11 protein-coding genes and 3 rRNA genes are annotated in these 18,075 nt (G+C 64.8%); 13 read left to right on the top strand and 1 reads right to left on the bottom strand.

Annotation, left to right across the window (positions count from 1 at the left end):
• Positions 1-208: 208 nt before the first annotated feature.
• The 12 genes from ACFQWG_RS08510 (at position 209) to ACFQWG_RS08455 (ending at position 15,279) form a co-directional block, all read left to right on the top strand.
• On the top strand, positions 209-1,165 hold the full coding sequence (locus ACFQWG_RS08510; RefSeq protein WP_380974348.1) for a carbohydrate kinase family protein: 957 nt from the start codon (positions 209-211) through the stop codon (positions 1,163-1,165).
• A complete protein-coding gene (locus tag ACFQWG_RS08505; protein ID WP_380974345.1) occupies positions 1,162-2,043 on the top strand; it encodes a hypothetical protein in 882 nt (293 codons plus the stop codon). The genes ACFQWG_RS08510 and ACFQWG_RS08505 overlap by 4 nt, the downstream gene beginning before the upstream one ends.
• 104 nt (positions 2,044-2,147) lie before the next feature.
• Positions 2,148-3,110 carry a zinc-dependent alcohol dehydrogenase gene (locus ACFQWG_RS08500; protein WP_380974342.1) on the top strand — a complete coding sequence of 321 codons (963 nt, stop codon included), beginning with the start codon at positions 2,148-2,150 and terminating at the stop codon, positions 3,108-3,110.
• 31 nt (positions 3,111-3,141) lie between these two features.
• Complete coding sequence (locus tag ACFQWG_RS08495; RefSeq protein WP_380974339.1) at positions 3,142-4,590, top strand: MFS transporter; 1,449 nt, start codon at positions 3,142-3,144, stop codon at positions 4,588-4,590.
• A 7-nt stretch (positions 4,591-4,597) separates the two neighbouring features.
• Positions 4,598-5,479, top strand: a complete 882-nt coding sequence (locus ACFQWG_RS08490) for an NAD(P)-dependent oxidoreductase (protein ID WP_380974336.1) — start codon at positions 4,598-4,600, stop codon at positions 5,477-5,479.
• A 24-nt stretch (positions 5,480-5,503) separates the two neighbouring features.
• Positions 5,504-6,931, top strand: a complete 1,428-nt coding sequence (locus ACFQWG_RS08485; protein WP_380974333.1) for an MFS transporter — start codon at positions 5,504-5,506, stop codon at positions 6,929-6,931.
• 4 nt (positions 6,932-6,935) lie between these two features.
• Entirely contained in the window at positions 6,936-7,787 is an 852-nt protein-coding gene (locus ACFQWG_RS08480; protein WP_380974330.1) for an aldose epimerase family protein, read from the top strand.
• A 147-nt stretch (positions 7,788-7,934) separates the two neighbouring features.
• Positions 7,935-9,362 (top strand): NAD-dependent malic enzyme, encoded by a 1,428-nt coding sequence (locus ACFQWG_RS08475; protein WP_380974327.1) that lies wholly within the window; start codon positions 7,935-7,937, stop codon positions 9,360-9,362.
• A gap of 397 nt (positions 9,363-9,759) precedes the next feature.
• Positions 9,760-11,312 (top strand): 16S ribosomal RNA (locus ACFQWG_RS08470).
• A 224-nt stretch (positions 11,313-11,536) separates the two neighbouring features.
• Positions 11,537-14,648 (top strand): 23S ribosomal RNA (locus ACFQWG_RS08465).
• Between the two features lie 132 nt (positions 14,649-14,780).
• Positions 14,781-14,898, top strand: a 5S ribosomal RNA gene (rrf, locus tag ACFQWG_RS08460).
• Together the 16S, 23S and 5S rRNA genes form the textbook arrangement of a ribosomal RNA operon.
• Positions 14,899-15,072: 174 nt before the next feature.
• Positions 15,073-15,279 (top strand): Rv0909 family putative TA system antitoxin, encoded by a 207-nt coding sequence (locus tag ACFQWG_RS08455; RefSeq protein ID WP_291496457.1) that lies wholly within the window; start codon positions 15,073-15,075, stop codon positions 15,277-15,279.
• 109 nt (positions 15,280-15,388) lie between these two features.
• Here ACFQWG_RS08455 and ACFQWG_RS08450 read toward each other — a convergent pair whose 3' ends face one another.
• A complete protein-coding gene (locus tag ACFQWG_RS08450; RefSeq protein ID WP_380974323.1) occupies positions 15,389-17,116 on the bottom strand; it encodes a dolichyl-phosphate-mannose--protein mannosyltransferase in 1,728 nt (575 codons plus the stop codon).
• A gap of 27 nt (positions 17,117-17,143) precedes the next feature.
• Here ACFQWG_RS08450 and rsmI point away from each other — a divergent pair, with 27 nt between their 5' ends.
• Positions 17,144-18,043 carry a 16S rRNA (cytidine(1402)-2'-O)-methyltransferase gene (gene rsmI / locus ACFQWG_RS08445; protein WP_380974320.1) on the top strand — a complete coding sequence of 300 codons (900 nt, stop codon included), beginning with the start codon at positions 17,144-17,146 and terminating at the stop codon, positions 18,041-18,043.
• Positions 18,044-18,075 lie beyond the last annotated feature (32 nt).

Below are 18,075 nucleotides of genomic sequence, written 5' to 3'. Positions count from 1 at the left end.
GGATTGACCTCTCGCTTGCCAGGGATGGATGTTTCCTTCAAGAACATAGCCTACCGAGATCCTCGACGGTGTCGGAGTCTCCGTCAGGATGTTCAATTATGAACATAACAAACATTGTAATGTTGTACTTCGGACATATCGGGTCTACAGTGTGAGCACTGGCGGCGCACGGAAGGGCTGCGCGCACGGGACCGATGGAGGTACGAAAGTGGATGCGAATGCTCGCATCGTCTGTGTCGGAGTGGTAACCGTCGACACCCTCGCACTGTTGGACCGGTATCCGGGACCGGATGAACGCGTCGAGGCGCACCAGGTGGAGATCGCCGGAGGCGGACCGGCGGCGAACGCCGCGGTCGTCCTGGCCCGACAGGGCCATGAGGTCGCCTTCGTCGGACGCGTGGGCGATGATGAGGCCGGTCGGCAGGCGATCCGGTTGCTCAATGACGAGGGCGTCGACACCACGGGAGTCGTCGTGCGCCGGGGACATCCGACCCAGGCCTCGTGCATCCTCATCGACCAGGGTGCCCGGACACGCGCGATCTGCACCCTCGCTGTGGACCCTTGGGCCGCCCTTGAGCCTGAGCAAGCGGTGACCGTGGACGGCGCCGACTGGATCCACACCGACCACCTGGGCTTCCTGCCCGTCGCCCGGCGCCTTGCGGAACGACGGTCCCGACCGATCGTGTCGATCGACGCGGGCAACGACGTGCGCGGCCTCGACCTCTCCCTCGTCGACCTCTACGTTCCGACGGCCGAGTCTCTGAGGTCGAGGTACCGAACCGGTGACCTGGAAGAGGCGGCTCGCTGTGCGCTGGATGACGGCGCCGGGGCGGTGGTGGCCACCGATGGCAGAAGGGGGTCGCACGCGTGGTGGACCCCTCGCTCCAGGGTCGGCGTCGGATCGCCGGAGGGTCACGTCTCACGGCCGTCGGTCGACCTCTCGAAGATCGTCTCGACTCTCGGAGCGGGGGACGTCTTCCACGGGGCGATCGTTGCGGCCCTACTGCGGCACTGCTCGTGGGAGGAGGCGCTTGACGACGCCAACGCCACGGCCGCCTTGTCGTGCCGCGCTCTGGATGGCCGGTCGGCAGTGCCCGGCCTGAGCGAACTACATCGCATGATGGCCCGTTCCAGCAGCGCCGACACAGATGGAGAACCTCGATGATCACAGATCGTTTCGTCCTCGCCGACATCGCGCGGCCGAGCGGAGGGCTGGCAATGCTCGCAATCGATCAGCGCGAGGCGTTGCGCAACATGTTCACTGCAGCGGGTGCCCCCGCGCCAGTCCCTGATTCGGCGCTCACCGCCTTCAAGCTCGCTGCTGCGCGCGTCCTCTCCCCGTTCGCCTCGGGAGTCCTGGTCGACAAGCAGTTCAGCTATGACGCCATCGTGCACGACGGATGCGTGGTCGAGAACTCCGCACTCATTGTCGCGGCGGATGCCTTCCATCCGGGCAACGGAATCCCGGTCGACGAGGTGACGATCGATACCGAGATCACCCCTGAGCGAGCGCGTGATGACGGAGCCCGGGCGATGAAACTACTGGTGCTGTGGCGCTCCGACGAGGACCCGGCGGCGCGGCGAAGTGTGGTCGACCGCTTCGTCCGCGAATGCCACGCGCAGGGCCTCCTCGCCATCATCGAGCCCGTCGTCAGGCCTCCTCGCCACGGCGCCTCCATCGACAGAGAACATGCGATCCTCATGGCCGCTGGGGAACTCGGAGATACGGATGCCGATCTCTACAAAGGTGAGATGCCGTACGGAGGCGATGCGGACGACGACACGTTGCTCGACGCTTGCCGATCACTCGACTCGAAGCTGTCGATGCCGTGGGTGATCCTCTCCTCGGGCGTCAAGGCCGACCTGTTTCCAAACTCTGTTCGCATGGCTATCCGAGCCGGCGCTTCAGGTTTCCTGGCGGGCCGAGCCGTATGGGCCTCTGTGATCGGTGCGCGCAACCCAGTCCAGATGCTCGCGGATATCAGTGCTCCTCGGCTGCGCCGGCTTGGGGAAATCGTCGACGAGGAGATCGCCGGCAGGTGAGACGCGGACGCGGAGGACTTCTGGTCCCGTGAACGTGGAGGAAAGGAGTCAAGGAAGACATGCCACACACAGCACAGAGAATCGTGTTCGACGGTGTCAACTCGGTGAGCGTCCAGGAGTCGCCTGAGGGTGATTGCGCGCTTGACCGGGGGGATGTGCGGATCGCACCCCAATATCTCGGGATCTGTGGGTCGGATCTCCACGTTCTGGCTGGTGGGCATCCATTCGCCCAGCCGCCGACCGTACCGGGACACGAGGTGTGCGCGATCGTCACCGAGGTCGGGCCCGGGGCGGAGGGCATCGCCGTTGGAGACCACGCTGTCATCGATCCGATCATGGCCTGCGGGCATTGCCGGGCGTGTCGTTCGGGGCGCCCGAACCTCTGCGAGCCGCCGAACGTGGCGGGCTTCCGCGCCCCGGGCTTTGCGCGGACGTCGCATGTGGTTCCTGCCCGCAATGTACATATCGCTCCCAAGGACGTGGCCTGGACGGATCTCGCCTTCACCGAACCGGCGACGTGCGCGCGTCACAGCGCCGGCCGGATGCCGGAAGACTGCCGTGACGACATCCTCGTGATCGGTGCGGGGACGATCGGGCTGTCTATTGTGCGGGCGCTGCGCATCATGGGCGCCGGGAAGCTAACGGTCATCGAACCGGACCCCGCCAAACGCGCATTTGCCGGGCGACTAGGCGCCGATAGGTGTGTCGCCCCCGGCGAACTCCGGAGTGAGACCTTTTCAGGCGTCTTCGACGTCGTAGCGGCCCAGACGACGCTGAACGAGGCATGCACCCGCGTGATCGCGGGAGGGACCGTGGTCGTCATGGGCGTGCCCAATGGTCCGCGCGAGATTCCCCTGCCTTCCATGCAGCGTTTCGAACGCACTCTGACAAGCTCCGGGATGTACCAGCCTGGCGATTTCGACGACGCCATCGAGTGGATCCGCTCCGGAGCGTTTCGACCCGGAGACCTCGTGACGGATGTCTTCGACCTGGACGACGCCGCGCGCGCCTATGAACGGGCGAAGGAACCTGACTCGATCAAGGTCCTGATCCACATCGCCGACTGAGACCATCTGTCCCATCACCGAGAGGAACACCATGTCCGTCACCACAGCCGAGCCCGCCAACCCGGGCGGCCTTCCTGTCATCAGAAAACCACAGGACGTCATCGATCTCGTCAATGAGCACCCCTCCCTGCGCGGGGGCGCCGTCGCGATCTTCGTGGCGCTCGGGGGTGTCCTCCTGGACGCCTACCAGGCGACGATGATCGGCTTCGGCAACAAGTACATCGCCGCCCAGTTCGGCATCTCCTCAGGACTGGCCGCCACTGTCAACGCATCTGTCCTCGTCGCCGCCCTGATCGGGGGGCTCGCGTCCCAGAAGATCATCAACCGCCTAGGCCAGAAGCGCGCCTTCGTCCTGGCGATGGCCGTGTGCTCGTTCGCCGCAGTGGCTGTCGCGTTCGCGCCAAGCATCTGGTGGGTCCTGGTCTTCAGAGTCCTGATGGGGCTCGGACTTGGCGTCGACTTCCCCCTGGCGACCAACGCCGTCGCTGAACTCGCCGGGGCCGGCTCCAAGAACTCAGGCAGGTCCGTCAACCTGTGGCAGATGGGGTGGTACATGGCCACCACCGTGGTCTACCTGATTCTCATCGCCCTGAACTCCGCCGGGATCGTCGAGGAGCGTCTGTGGAGGTACGGGATCCTCATCGGAGGAATCTTCGGCGTCGTCGTGCTGGTCAGCCGCTACTTCCTCATTGGAGAATCAGCGATCTGGGCAGGACGTCAAGGACACTACGACGAGGCCGTGCGGGTGCTCTGGGACCGCTACGGCGTGCAGGCTGTTGTCGCGCCGGAGGCGGAGTCGGACGTGCCGGCCGCGGAACGCACGACGAAAGGCGCCTACAGGATCCTCTTCAACAGGACCTACCTGCGCCGCACGGTCCTCGGCTGTGTCGTCGCCACGATGCAGGCCTGGCAGTACAACGCGGTCGGCGTCTACCTCCCACTCACCCTCGCGGGAATTCTCACAGGCGGCCTGAGCGCCTCACTGTCGGGATCGGCCGTAGTGAACCTCCTCGCCGGCGTCACCGGTGGTGCGATCGGTTCGGTCATCGTCCATCGATTCGGGTCGCGGCGGCAGACGATGACGGGATTCGGCCTCGTCGCGGTCTGCCTGCTCCTGCTCGGGCTGCTCGGCACGAGCAACCCGTGGTTGGCGCTCGTCCTGCTGGGTCTCATCATCTTCTTCCACTCGGCGGGCCCCGGCGGACTGGGGATGACCATCGCGACGCTCTCGTACCCGCCGAGCATCCGTCCCGCCGGGATCGGCTTCGCCCGCGCCATCATGAGGACTGGAGCCATCGCCGGCCTGATCCTGTGGCCCATGCTGTGGGGAGCGCTGGGCACAGATGCCTTCTACTGGTTGGCGATCGTCCCCCTGGTCGGATTCTTCACCGGTCTGCTCATCCACTGGGAACCCATGGGCTACAACGTCGACGAGGAAGACGCTGCCGTCCTGCAAGAGATCAACCTCGAGGGGAAGTGACATCCCGATGACACACGATCTGGCCATCGGATTCATCGGACTCGGAGCCATGGGCGGAGCGATTGCGCGGCGTCTTCTCACACAGGGCTTCTCAGTCACCTGTTTCGACCTCGACACCAAGGCGGTTCAGGCACTCGCGTCGCACGGCGCGGCGGCGGTCGACAGTGCCTCTGAGGCGGTTGCCGGCCACGACGTCGTGATCACCTCGCTGCCCACGCCCGAGATCGTCGAACAATTCTGGGATGAGCACGCCGAGGAACTCGACGAAGGGGCCATCGCGGTGGACGCCTCCACCGTCGACCCTGCGACCTCACGCAGGGAGGCAATGACCGTGGAGAGTCATCCAGGGCGGCGTTTCGTTGCCTGCACGGTGGGCAAGACCCCGGCGCATGCCGAGCGAGGGGAGATCCCCGCATTCGTCGGCGGCGATCCCCATGCCGTGTCGGAGCTGCGGCCGGTCCTCGAGGCGATCGCGAACGAGGTCTTCCCCATGGGCTCGGTGGAGGCCGCGACGATGTTCAAGCTCATCTCGAACCTCGTCGGAATGACGGATCTCGTCGCGCTGGCCGAGGGATACTCCCTCGCCGCACGCGTGGGCATCGATGCCGACACCTTCGAACGCGCGCTTCGCACGACGGGGGCGTGGTCCTCCCAGGCCGAGATGCGGCTGGCATGGATGGCACAGGACGATCTCGATGCCCGGTTCTCCGTGGATCTGGCGGCGAAGGACCTGCGGCTCGGCGTCGACGCCGCGGCCCGGAACCGCGTTCCGGTGCACGTCTGCTCCGCTGCCCTCCAGGTCTTTGCCCAGGCCCAGGCCATGGGTCACGGGAGGCTCGACGCGGCAGCGGTGATCCGCGCCGTGGAACCTGTGAACCGTCGACGGTGACGACTCGCTCCCACCAGGCTCCGTGTGCCCGATGCCCTCGAACCGCGTCGGGCACACGGAGCCGCCGGAGGAGCATTCAGGAGCAACAGAATGAAGACAGACACTCACTCATCGGTCGGCGAGGACCCACCGGTGCACATGGGCAGAGTCGTGACGGCCAGCATCTCCGGGGCGCTCCTGGAGTGGTACGACTTCTTCGTCTATGGAACCGCCTCGGCCCTCTTCTTCGGGAGGGTCTTCTTTCCCACCAGCGATGCTGCCACAGGTATCATCGCTTCCTTCGCGACCTACGGTGCCGGGTTCTTCGCGCGGCCTCTGGGCGGGATCATCTTCGGGCACTTCGGTGATCAACGTGGCCGGAAGTCGGCGCTCATCTGGACGTTGAGCATTGTGGGAGCCTCCACGTTCCTCATCGGCCTCCTGCCGACGTATGACCAGGTGGGGGTGTGGGCTCCGATCCTGCTGGTGGCTCTCCGCCTTGTCCAGGGATTCGGTCTCGGCGGCGAGTACGGCGGCGCTGCCCTGTTGACCATCGAGTCCGCCCCGGGGCCGCGTCGGGGCTTCTTCGGTTCCCTTCCCCAGACTGCCGCCTCCATCGGCATCCTGTTGGCCACGGGGATCGTCTCTCTGTGCGACAGCGCCTTCACCGACGAACAGATGCACTCATGGGGATGGCGCATCCCGTTCCTCGTCTCGATGCTGATGCTCGCAGTGGGAATGTTCGTCCGCACTCACACGGGGGAGACGCCCGAATTCCTACGCCAGAGGAATCCAGCCACTTGCTCGTCGTCTCGCTCGGGCGAGAGAATCCCCCTGTTCCGTGCCTTCAGGAACCATCCGAGAAACATGGTCCTTGCCTTCTGCGCGCGGATTGCCGAGACGGTCTCGTCGAATATCATCAACGCCTTCGGCATCTCCTACGTCACCACCCAGCTGGCGTTGGATCGGCAGATCCCCCTCAACGGCATGCTCGTCGCGTCGGCGATCGGGATTCTTGCGTGTCCGGTCATCGGATGGTTCTCAGACCGGGTCGGACTGCGGAGGATCTATCTCCTCGGGGCAGTTTCCGTCGTGCTGGTCTCCTTCCCGTTCTTCCTCCTCCTCGGCACGGCGAGCGTTCCAGCAATCTGGGTGGCGCTCATCGTGTCCTACAACCTCGGACCCACGATGATGTTCGCCGTCCAGCCGACGCTCTTCACGAGCATGTTTGGCACTGACGTCCGGTACACGGGACTGTCCTTCGCCTACCAGTTCTCTGCAATCCTCGGAGGTCTGACACCGTTGATCTGCACGGCCCTGCTCCAGGCGTTCGACGGCGAGCCGTGGGGAGTGGCCGCATACATGGCTGTCGCGGGGCTCGTCTCTCTCGTCGCGACTGTTCTCATCCGAGGAAGCAGTCGGACGGCGTCGACCGCGGAGCCGGCCTGCCGCGACGTGAAAGGAAAGGACTGACAGCATGAACGAGCACTTTCGCGCGATCCAGCGTGACAGCGCATCCCCGTGGCCGGGACCACGAGGAGAGAAGGTCACATATGCGAGCGACAGCCTCGAAGTGACGGTGTATCCCGACGACGGATGCCGGATCACGTCGATCCGGGTCCATGGACGGGAGATTCTCCGCCAGTGGAGTCCCGAACGCCGCGGGTTCCAATACGGAGTGTTCCCGATGGTCCCATGGGTGGGGAGAATGGGAGGCGGGCTTCTGTACTGGCGCGGACGGGTCCACCAGCTACCGGTCAACCGTCCGCCCCACGCCCTTCACGGGTGTGCGTGCTTCGGTCCGTGGACCCGGTCCGGGGTCGACGAGTTCTCCCTGGAACTCGGGCGGTGGTGGCCGTGGGACGCGCGGGCGGTCCAGCGGATCGGCGTCAACGACAGCTCCCTCACCCTTTCGCTCGAGATCATCAGCAACTCCGGTGAGTTCCCGGCTCAGGCGGGGTGGCATCCGTGGTTCCTCAGGCGACTCGAGGGCGACTCGCGCGATGTCCTCCTCGGGACGCACCCTCAGTGGCAGGAGGAACTCGGTGGCAACGAGCTGCCGACCGGCCGAAGAATTTCTCCTCAGACCGGTCCGTGGGACAACTGTTTCGGGTACGCCCACCAGATGGACGCGGAGCTGCGGTGGGAATCGGTGTCGGCCCGCATCGGCTCCGATCGCCGGTGGTCCACGCTCTTCACCGTCCCCGAGGACGCCGTGTGCGTGGAGCCGTTGTCCGGACCGCCGAACGGTATCAACACGGCACCAGAATCGGTGGCGCCCGACCGACCGTTGACGATCACCACCACGTGGCGTCTGGCCGAACGATGATAAAGGGGTGCAGACCAGCGGGATTCGGTGGGGCGATCCCAACAGCCGGGAGAAGTGGGACCTTGGTCGTGGGCGTCGTAGAATTGTCGGGCCGGGCGACCGGCCGTGTCCGAGGACAGACCCGCCACGAGACTTCAAGGACGAGATATGCGCACTTCCCCCTCCTACACCGCCTCCTACCGCCTTGAGGTCGACGAATCGGTGAGTTCGATCGCCTCCATCATCGATGCGGTGGCCGCGACCGGGGCCGAGGTGAAGGGGATGGACGTGGCCGACTCGGACCGCGGCCGGATCACGATCGACCTGACATGCGACATGCGGGACTCGGCGCACCGCCGCAACCTCAAGGCGCGCCTCGACCAGCTGCCGGGCGTGACCACAAGGTCGGTGGCCGATCAGACGTTCCTCGACCACATCGGCGGCAAGATCGAGGTCGCCCCGAAGGTGCCGCTGCGCAACCGGGACGACCTCTCGCGCGCCTACACGCCAGGGGTGGCGCGGGTGTGCACCGCGATCCACGACTCGCCCCAGAAGGCGCACCTGCTGACCATGAAGGCCAACACGATCGCCGTGGTCTCCGACGGGACGGCGGTGCTGGGGCTGGGGGACATCGGGCCGGCCGCGGCGCTGCCGGTCATGGAGGGCAAGGCCGTCCTGTTCAAGAAGTTCGGGGGCGTCGACGCCTGGCCGGTGGTCTTGGACACGAAGGACACCGAGGAGATCATCCGGATCGTCAAGGCCATCGCTCCGGCGTACGGCGGGATCAACCTGGAGGACATCTCGGCTCCCCGCTGCTTCGAGATCGAGGAGCGGCTCCGCGAGGAGCTCGACATCCCAGTCTTCCACGATGACCAGCACGGAACGGCGATCGTGGTGCTCGCCGCCCTGCTCAACGCGCTCAAACTGGTGGGCAAGTCCATTGAGGACGTCCGTATCGTGGTGTCGGGCGTGGGGGCGGCAGGCTCCGCCATCATCAGACTGCTGATGGCCCAGGGCGCCCGCGACATCGTCGGCTACGGCCGGTCGGGGGCGCTGTCCGGCGACGACACCGAGGGCATGCACCCCTCGCGGCGCTGGCTCGCCGAGCACACGAACCCGCGTCACGTCCACGGGACTCTCAAGGAGGGGCTCGAGGGCGCCGACGTCTTCATCGGGGTCTCCCATGGGGACATCCTCACGGGCGACGACGTGGCGGTGATGGGCCCGGACGCGATCGTCTTCGCTCTGGCGAACCCGACGCCGGAGGTCGATCCCCTCGAGGCCGCGAAGCACGCGCGGATCGTGGCGACCGGCCGCTCCGACTATGCGAACCAGATCAACAACGTCCTGGCCTTCCCCGGGCTCTTCCGCGGGCTGCTCGACGCCAAGGTCAAGGAGATCACCACTGAGGTCCTGCGCGTCGCGGCTGTCGCGATCGCCTCGGTGATCTCGGATGACGAGCTGGGCCCGAACTACATCATCCCGGGTGTCTTCGACGAGCGTGTGCCCCGAGCGGTGTCGCGCGCGGTGCGCCAGGCGGTCCATGACCTGCCCACGATCGACATCCCCGTCCAGGAGGACGTCGCACCCCGCTGACGCGCATCGCCCCGGGCGGATCCGCCCTCGCCTCCCTGTCCTGTGGCGAGGGCGGCGTCGCTTCCCGCGCGAGGGCGACAGCGGAAGCGGAAGCAGCGCGTGATCAGCGCATGTGGTCACCCTCACGCGACAGCGATTTGACCGGGGGTGGCGGTCCGAATAGAGTATTCCTCGTTGCGCCGAACGGCACGGCCCCTCCGGGAGCCGGGAAACATGGCGCGTCCACCTCTGAGCTACCCCGTGAGGGGTGCGTCCTGTGTGGGTGTTGTTTGTGAACTCGATAGCGTGTTTGTTTTTGATGCCTGTTTTTTGTTTTTTGGTTGGGGTTGTCTTTGGCTGGCTTGCTGCTGTTGTTGTGGTGGTGGGTTGGTTGGGGGTTTCTCTGGATGTTTGGTTTTGTTCGGAGAGTTTGATCCTGGCTCAGGACGAACGCTGGCGGCGTGCTTAACACATGCAAGTCGTACGGGCTGCTTGGGGGTTTTTCTTCTGGGTGGTGAGTGGCGAACGGGTGAGTAACACGTGAGTAACCTGCCCTCTTCTTTGGGATAACGGCTGGAAATGGCTGCTAATACCGGGTGTGGCCTCGTGCCTGCATGGGTGTGGGGTGATAGGGCCATCGTTTGGTGGTTTGGTGGGGGATGGGCTCGCGGCTTATCAGCTTGTTGGTGGGGTGATGGCTTACCAAGGCTTTGACGGGTAGCCGGCCTGAGAGGGTGACCGGTCACATTGGGACTGAGATACGGCCCAGACTCCTACGGGAGGCAGCAGTGGGGAATTTTGCACAATGGGCGAAAGCCTGATGCAGCGACGCCGCGTGAGGGATGGAGGCCTTCGGGTTGTGAACCTCTTTCGCTCATGGTCAAGCCGCGGGTTTGCTCGTGGTGAGGGTAGTGGGTAAAGAAGCTCCGGCTAACTACGTGCCAGCAGCCGCGGTAATACGTAGGGAGCGAGCGTTGTCCGGAATTATTGGGCGTAAAGGGCTTGTAGGCGGTTTGTCGCGTCTGCCGTGAAATTCCTTGGCTTAACTGGGGGAGTGCGGTGGGTACGGGCAGGCTTGAGTGCGGTAGGGGAGACTGGAATTCCTGGTGTAGCGGTGGAATGCGCAGATATCAGGAGGAACACCGGTGGCGAAGGCGGGTCTCTGGGCCGTTACTGACGCTGAGGAGCGAAAGCGTGGGGAGCGAACAGGATTAGATACCCTGGTAGTCCATGCTGTAAACGTTGGGCACTAGGTGTGGGGGCCGCCCTTGGTTTCCGCGCCGTAGCTAACGCTTTAAGTGCCCCGCCTGGGGAGTACGGCCGCAAGGCTAAAACTCAAAGGAATTGACGGGGGCCCGCACAAGCGGCGGAGCATGCGGATTAATTCGATGCAACGCGAAGAACCTTACCAAGGCTTGACATGCACCCTGGGTGGCCTGAGAGGGTCGCGCATTTGGTTGGGGGTGTGCAGGTGGTGCATGGTTGTCGTCAGCTCGTGTCGTGAGATGTTGGGTTAAGTCCCGCAACGAGCGCAACCCTTGCCCTATGTTGCCAGCACGTTGTGGTGGGGACTCGTGGGGGACTGCCGGGGTGAACTCGGAGGAAGGTGGGGATGACGTCAAATCATCATGCCCCTTATGTCTTGGGCTTCACGCATGCTACAATGGCTGGTACAGAGGGTTGCGATGCCGTGAGGCGGGGCGAATCCCTTAAAGCTGGTCTCAGTTCGGATTGGGGTCTGCAACTCGACCCCATGAAGGTGGAGTCGCTAGTAATCGCAGATCAGCAACGCTGCGGTGAATACGTTCTCGGGCCTTGTACACACCGCCCGTCACGTCATGAAAGTTGGTAACGCCCGAAGCCCATGGCCCAACCACTGTGTGGGGGGAGTGGTCGAAGGCGGGATTGGCGATTGGGACGAAGTCGTAACAAGGTAGCCGTACCGGAAGGTGCGGCTGGATCACCTCCTTTCTAGGGAGTGCTGCCACGGTTTGTTTGGGGTTCCGGGTGGTCCGGGGTCTTGGTTGTGGTGGGGCTGGGTGTCGGGGGCTTGCACGCTGTCGGGTTCACTTCCAACGCCTGTTGGGGGTGGTGGCCTGCTTGTGGTCCTGCGTGGTGTGGGGTTGTGGGTGTGGTGGGTTGTTTGTGTACTGCATAGTGGTTGTGAGCATCTTATTTGCTGTGATTGTGTGTTTTGTTGAGTTTTGTTGGGCATTCGGTGGATGCCTTGGCATTGGGAGCTGATGAAGGACGTGGCGGCCTGCGATAGGCCTCGGGGAGTTGGCGAGCGAGCGTTGATCCGGGGGTGTCCGAATGGGGGAACCTGGCTGGGGTTGTGCCTGGTCACCATCACTTGAATTGATAGGGTGGTGGGGGGAACGCGGGGAAGTGAAACATCTTAGTACCCGTAGGAGAAGATATTCCGTGTGTAGTGGCGAGCGATAGCGGATGATGGCTAAACCTTGTGCGTGGATAAGTCGGCGGGCGTTGCGTGTGGGGGGTTGTGGGGCTCATTTGTCTGTCCTCTGCCGGGGGTGGGCATGCTTGCGCGTGTGGAGTTGAATCGTCTGGGATGGCGGGCCGTAGACCGTGAGAGCCGGGTAGGTGGACGTGCGTGTGGGTGTGTGGGGTGGGTGCCCGAGTAGTGCGGGGCTCGTGGAATCTCGTGTGAATCTGCCAGGACCACCTGGTAAGCCTGAATACTACCCAGTGACCGATAGTGCATAGTACCGTGAGGGAATGGTGAAAAGTACCCCGGGAGGGGAGTGAAATAGTGCCTGAAACCGGGTGCCTGTAAGCCGTCGGAGCCTTGTGGGGTGACGGCGTGCCTTTTGAAGAATGAGCCTGCGAGTCAGTGGCATGTGGCGTGCTTAACCCGTGTGGGGGAGGCGTAGCGAAAGCGAGTCTGAAGAGGGCGTGTGTCGCGTGTCCTGGACCCGAAGCGGGGTGATCTACCCATGGCCAGGTTGAAGCGGTGGTAAGACGCCGTGGAGGACCGGACCCACCGGGGTTGAAAACTCGGGGGATGAGCTGTGGGTAGGGGTGAAAGGCCAATCAAACTCCGTGATAGCTGGTTCTCCCCGAAATGCATTTAGGTGCAGCGTTGCGTGGTGCCTGGTGGAGGTAGAGCGACTGGATGGTTGATGGGCCCGTTGGGTTACTGGCGCCAGCCAAACTCCGAATGCCGTCAGGTTAGCGTGGCAGTGAGACTGCGGGGGATAAGCTTCGTGGTCGAGAGGGAAACAGCCCAGATCATCGGCTAAGGCCCCTAAGCGTGTGCTGAGTGGGAAAGGATGTGGGGTCGCGTTGACAACCAGGAGGTTGGCTTAGAAGCAGCCATCCTTGAAAGAGTGCGTAATAGCTCACTGGTCAAGTGGCCGTGCGCCGACAATGTAGCGGGGCTGAAGTGCACCGCCGAAGCCGTGATGCCTTGATGTGCTGTCCTTTTTGGGTGGTGTGTTGGGGTGGGTAGGGGAGCGTCCTGCTTGCGGTGAAGCCTGGGGGTGACCCGGGGTGGAGCGGGTGGGAGTGAGAATGCAGGCATGAGTAGCGAGATCTGGGGTGGGAATCCCCAGCGCCGATAGACCAAGGGTTCCAGGGGCAGGTTGATCCGCCCTGGGTTAGTCGGGTCCTAAGGCGAGGCCGACAGGCGTAGTCGATGGATGACCAGTTGATATTCTGGTACCGCCTACCAACCGGCAAGGGCTGCTGCTTTGGGGTAGCTGGGCTGTCCTGGTGCTCTTGTCTCCTTCGGGGGGTGGGGGTGTTGGGGTCGCTGGGTGTGTCCTGGGTGGTGGTGAGCGTGTTGACAGGGGTGACGCAGGGAGGTGGCTGCCGCGCACCGGTGGTTGTGTGCGTCTAAGGTTGTGGCCCGTCCGCCAGGTAAATCCGGTGGGTGTTGTGGGTGAGGACTGATGGGGCTGCCCGTTTGGGTGGCTGGTGGTGTGCCTGTACTGTCGAGAAAAGCCTCGACGCGAGGGTGGTGGGCGCCCGTACCCTAAACCGACTCAGGTGGTCTGGTAGAGGATACCGAGGCGTTCGAGTGAATCATGGTTAAGGAACTCGGCAAAATTCCCCCGTAACTTCGGGATAAGGGGGACCTCTTGCGGTGGCGCGCCCGTGCGGTGTGGCTGCGGTGGGGGGTCGCAGAGAATAGGGAGAAGCGACTGTTTACTAAAAACACAGGTGCGTGCGAAGTCGTAAGACGATGTATACGCACTGACGCCTGCCCGGTGCTGGAAGGTTAAGAGGAGGGCTCATCCCCACGTGTGGGGTGCAGGCTTGAATTGAAGCCCCAGTAAACGGCGGTGGTAACTATAACCATCCTAAGGTAGCGAAATTCCTTGTCGGGTAAGTTCCGACCTGCACGAATGGCGTAACGACTTCTCCGCTGTCTCGACCGTGAGCTCGGTGAAATTGCAGTACGAGTAAAGATGCTCGTTTCGCGCAGCAGGACGGAAAGACCCCGGGACCTTTACTGCAGCTTGGTATTGGTGTTCGCTTGTGCTTGTGTAGGATAGGTGGGAGACTGTGAGGCCGCGGCGCTAGTCGTGGTGGAGTCGTCGTTGAAATACCATTCTGGTTCAAGCGGTCATCTAACCTCGGCCCGTGATCCGGGTTGGGGACAGTGCCTGGTGGGTAGTTTAACTGGGGCGGTTGCCTCCTAAAGAGTAACGGAGGCGCTCAATGGTTCCCTCAGCCTGGTTGGTCATCAGGTGGCGAGTGCAAGTGCACAAGGGGGCTTGACTGTGAGACCGACGGGTCGAGCAGGTGCGAAAGCAGGAACTAGTGATCCGGCCATGGCATGTGGGTGCGTGGTCGCTCAACGGATAAAAGGTACCCCGGGGATAACAGGCTGATCTTGCCCAAGAGTCCATATCGACGGCATGGTTTGGCACCTCGATGTCGGCTCGTCGCATCCTGGGGCTGGAGTCGGTCCCAAGGGTTGGGCTGTTCGCCCATTAAAGCGGTACGCGAGCTGGGTTTAGAACGTCGTGAGACAGTTCGGTCCCTATCCGCTGCGCGCGTAGGAAACTTGTGGAGGGCCGTCCCTAGTACGAGAGGACCGGGATGGACGAACCTCTGGTGTGCCAGTTGTACCGCCAGGTGCATGGCTGGGTGGCTATGTTCGGGAGGGATAACCGCTGAAGGCATCTAAGCGGGAAGCCTGCTCCGAGATGAGGTTTCCGGGCCCCTCCTTGTGGGGGGTGTGAGGCCCCCGGTGGATGACCGGGTTGATAGGCCAGGAGTGGAAGCCCTGTAAGGGGTTGTGAGCTGACTGGTACTAATGGGCTGATACTCAACATTCACGCCCGCCCCCTTTCGTGGGGGTGGCGGCGGTTTTGGTGCTCACAATCACTGTGCGGTTCACGACCAACCCGCCCACGCTCGCCCGACCTTCCTCTTGGAGGGTTGGGGGTGTGGGGGTCGAGATAGTCGTGCGGGGGTCATGGCGCGGGGGAGACGCCCGGTCTCCTTTCCGAACCCGGAAGCTAAGCCCCGCAGCGCCGATGGTACTGCACCCGGTGGGGTGTGGGAGAGTAGGACGCCCCCGCGCATCACTGGCCTGCCCCCCCTTGGGGGCCGGCAACAGTTTTGGGGGGCCCCGCCAACTGGCAGGACCCCCCAAAACCACACCAAAAACAGAAACTGACCAGATCGCGCGATGTGGCGGGCGTCTCATGTTCTGGGGTACAGTGTGGTCACTGTTCCCGAGGGTGAGGAGACGCGAATGGATCTTGACGACGTGAAGAAGACCGCGGAGGGGCTCACCGACAAGGCGAGGGACTTCGTGCAGTCGACCGTAAAGGACGAAGCCGCAACCGACAGGGCCCTCGATGCCGTCGCGAACGCCGCGAAGAAAGTCACCGGCGGATCCTTCGACGAGAAGATCGAGACGGCCCGGGCTGAGGCCGACAAACGGATCGGCTCCGAATAACCCGGTCTGAGCGCTGACCGCAGCGTATCCATACTGAGAGATGTGGGCGGGAACCCCAAGGGTTCCCGCCCACATCCGTTGTGCCGCCGGTCGGGCGGTATGACGCGGGTCAGATCCAGCTCTGCAACCACATGCGGCTGAGCCACTCGTCGTAGGGGATGCGCGGCCCGGTCCACACGGGGTAGAAGTAGGCCGAAGAGGCGAGCACGGCGATCACCGCCACGAGGGCGGCGACGCCGAGGGTCCGCCTCAGGGTGATGCTCGGACCCAGCCACCGGTGGTCGCCCTCGTCGAAATCGGAGCCGTCGGCCCGGGAGATCCGGTCCGGGGAGGCTCCCAGGCGCGCCTGGTCGAGGCAGACTCCCAGGGCCCACGCGAGCGAGAGCGCGACGAAGGGCGCGACCGCGACTGTGTAGAAGGTGAAGATCGTCCGGTGGGAGTAGGCGAACCAGGGGACGTACATCGAGAGGTAGCCGCACAGGACCAGCCCGCAGCGCCAGTCGCGGAAGCGGAGGGCACCCCAGACCGTGAGAAGCAGCGCGGGCACGGCGAGCCACCACATCAGCGGGTTCCCGAGCGCGACGACGTTCTGGACGCACTCGGCGGTCCCGCCGCACGCGCCGTCGACGCGCTCGTACCAGAAGGACGTCGGGCGCAGCTGGAGCAGCCACCCCCAGGGCTGCGATTGGTAGTTGTGGGGGGTGTGCAGCCCGTTGTGGAATCGCCACATCTCCAGGTGATAGCTCCACAGGTCCGACGCCACCGCGAGCGGTCCCGACGCGGAGCCTCCCGAGGCTCCGCTGCGGCCGTGCGCCCAGGCGTCCGGATGGACCATCCAGCCCCACCAGGAGGCGATGTAGACGACGACGGCCGTGGGGACCATTGCGAGGAAGGCGACCGGCACGTCGAGCAGCATCGCGGCGCGGAAGGGGCGAGGATGCCCCAGGCGGCGGCGCGTGGTCCACTCGCGCAACGCGACGAAGAGCCCGAGGACCGCCAGGGCGTAGATCCCCGACCACTTCACGGAGCAGGCCAGGCCCAGCAGGACGCCGGCTGCCAGGAGCCACCAGCGCGGCCCGGAATGGGGTCCCAGGCCCGTGCGCCCGCCGGGAGGCGTGCTCGGCTGCCAGCGCGCCATCTTGCCCACGAGGGCGGGATGGGCCTGCTGCTGGTCCTTGACGACGGCCAAGACCCCGGCCTCGACGAAGGTCGCGAGGAAGACGTCGAGCAGCCCGGTGCGCGACATCACGAGGTGCATCCCGTCGGTGGCCAGGAACATGCCGGCCATCAGCGTGATCGCCGGCGAACGGAACAGATTCCACGCGATCCGGCACAGCAGCAGAACGCCGATGATTCCGGCCAGCGCCGCGCTGATCCGCCACCCCACCGGGTCGTCCCAGCCGAACACGCGCATCCCGAGGCCGATCAGCCACTTCCCGGTCTGCGGGTGGACGATGTAGGCCCCCTTCGAGGACAGTCCCGAGAAGTCGCCCGACGCGAACCTCGCATCCCAGTCGTCGGCCCACGTCCCCTCGTAGCCCAGATGCCACAGCGAGTACGCGTCCTTGACGTAGTAGGTCTCGTCGAACACCAGGGCGCCGACGCGGTCGAGCCCCACCAGCCGCAGGACGGAGGCCAACAGCGTCGCGAGCGCAGTGGCGGCCCACCCGGCCCCGGCGGACATCGGCAGGCGCGCCCACCGGGGAAGGACGACGACCCGGGACGAGGGCGCGTCCGCCGTCCCGGCGGACGCGAGTGAGGCGCGACCAGGGTCCCACGGCGCTCGGTCGGCGGTGTCGGACTCCTCGGGGACCGGGCGATCGGGTCGATCTGTCACGTGCCGAGTCTAGATGAGCCCGGCCGGATGACCGCGGGCGCCGGCAATGGGAGGATGGAGGGCGTGATCCCCGATGTCCAGCCCGTCCAGCGTCCCGGCACAGTGCTCCTCGCGGCGACCCCGATCGGCGACGTCGAGGACGCCTCGCCCCGGTTCGTGCGCGCCTTGTCGGAAGCGGAGGTGGTGGCCGCCGAGGACACGCGGCGTGTGCTGGCGCTGGCCTCTCGCCTGGGCGTACGCGTCAACGGCCGTCTCATCAGCCTCCACGACCACAATGAGGCCGAGCGGGCGGACGCGGTCATCGACCTGGCGGCCGATGGGGCCCGGGTCCTCATGGTCTCCGACGCGGGCATGCCGACGGTGTCGGATCCCGGGTTCCGGTTGGTGCGGCGCGCGGTCGAACGCGGCGTGCCCGTCTCCGCCCTGCCGGGGCCCTCGGCGCCCGTGACCGCCCTCGCGGTCTCGGGACTGCCCTCGGACCGCTTCACCTTCGAGGGCTTCCTGCCCCGGAGGGACGGGGAGGCCAGACGGCTCCTGGACTCGATGGCGAAGGATCCGCGCACCCTGATCTTCTTCGAGTCGCCGCGCCGGCTCAACGAGACGCTGGTGCGCATGGCGGAGGCCTTCGGGGGCACACGCCGCGCCGTCGTGTGCCGGGAGCTCACGAAGGTCCACGAGGAGGTGCTGCGCGGGGACCTCAACGCGTTGATCGCGCAGACCTCGGGCGAGGTGCTCGGCGAGATCACGATCGTCGTCGCGGGCGCGCGGGAGGACCAGAACGCCGAGGACCATGTCGTGGCCGTCCTGGCGCTGGCCTCGGAGGGGATACGGCTCAAGGAGGCGGCCGCCCAGGTCTCCGAGGCCACGGGACTGCGCAAGAACGACCTGTACAAGGCGGCGCTGCGCCGCCGTGATTCCGAGCGCTAGCCCCCGGTCCCCCGGTCCCGGGGACTGGCCGC

The organism is Schaalia naturae (assembly GCF_042665795.1).
Taxonomy (GTDB): Bacteria; Actinomycetota; Actinomycetes; order Actinomycetales; family Actinomycetaceae; genus Pauljensenia; species Pauljensenia naturae.
Note: the sequence above shows the minus strand (reverse complement) of the source record. Positions and strands in the feature narration are given on the sequence as shown.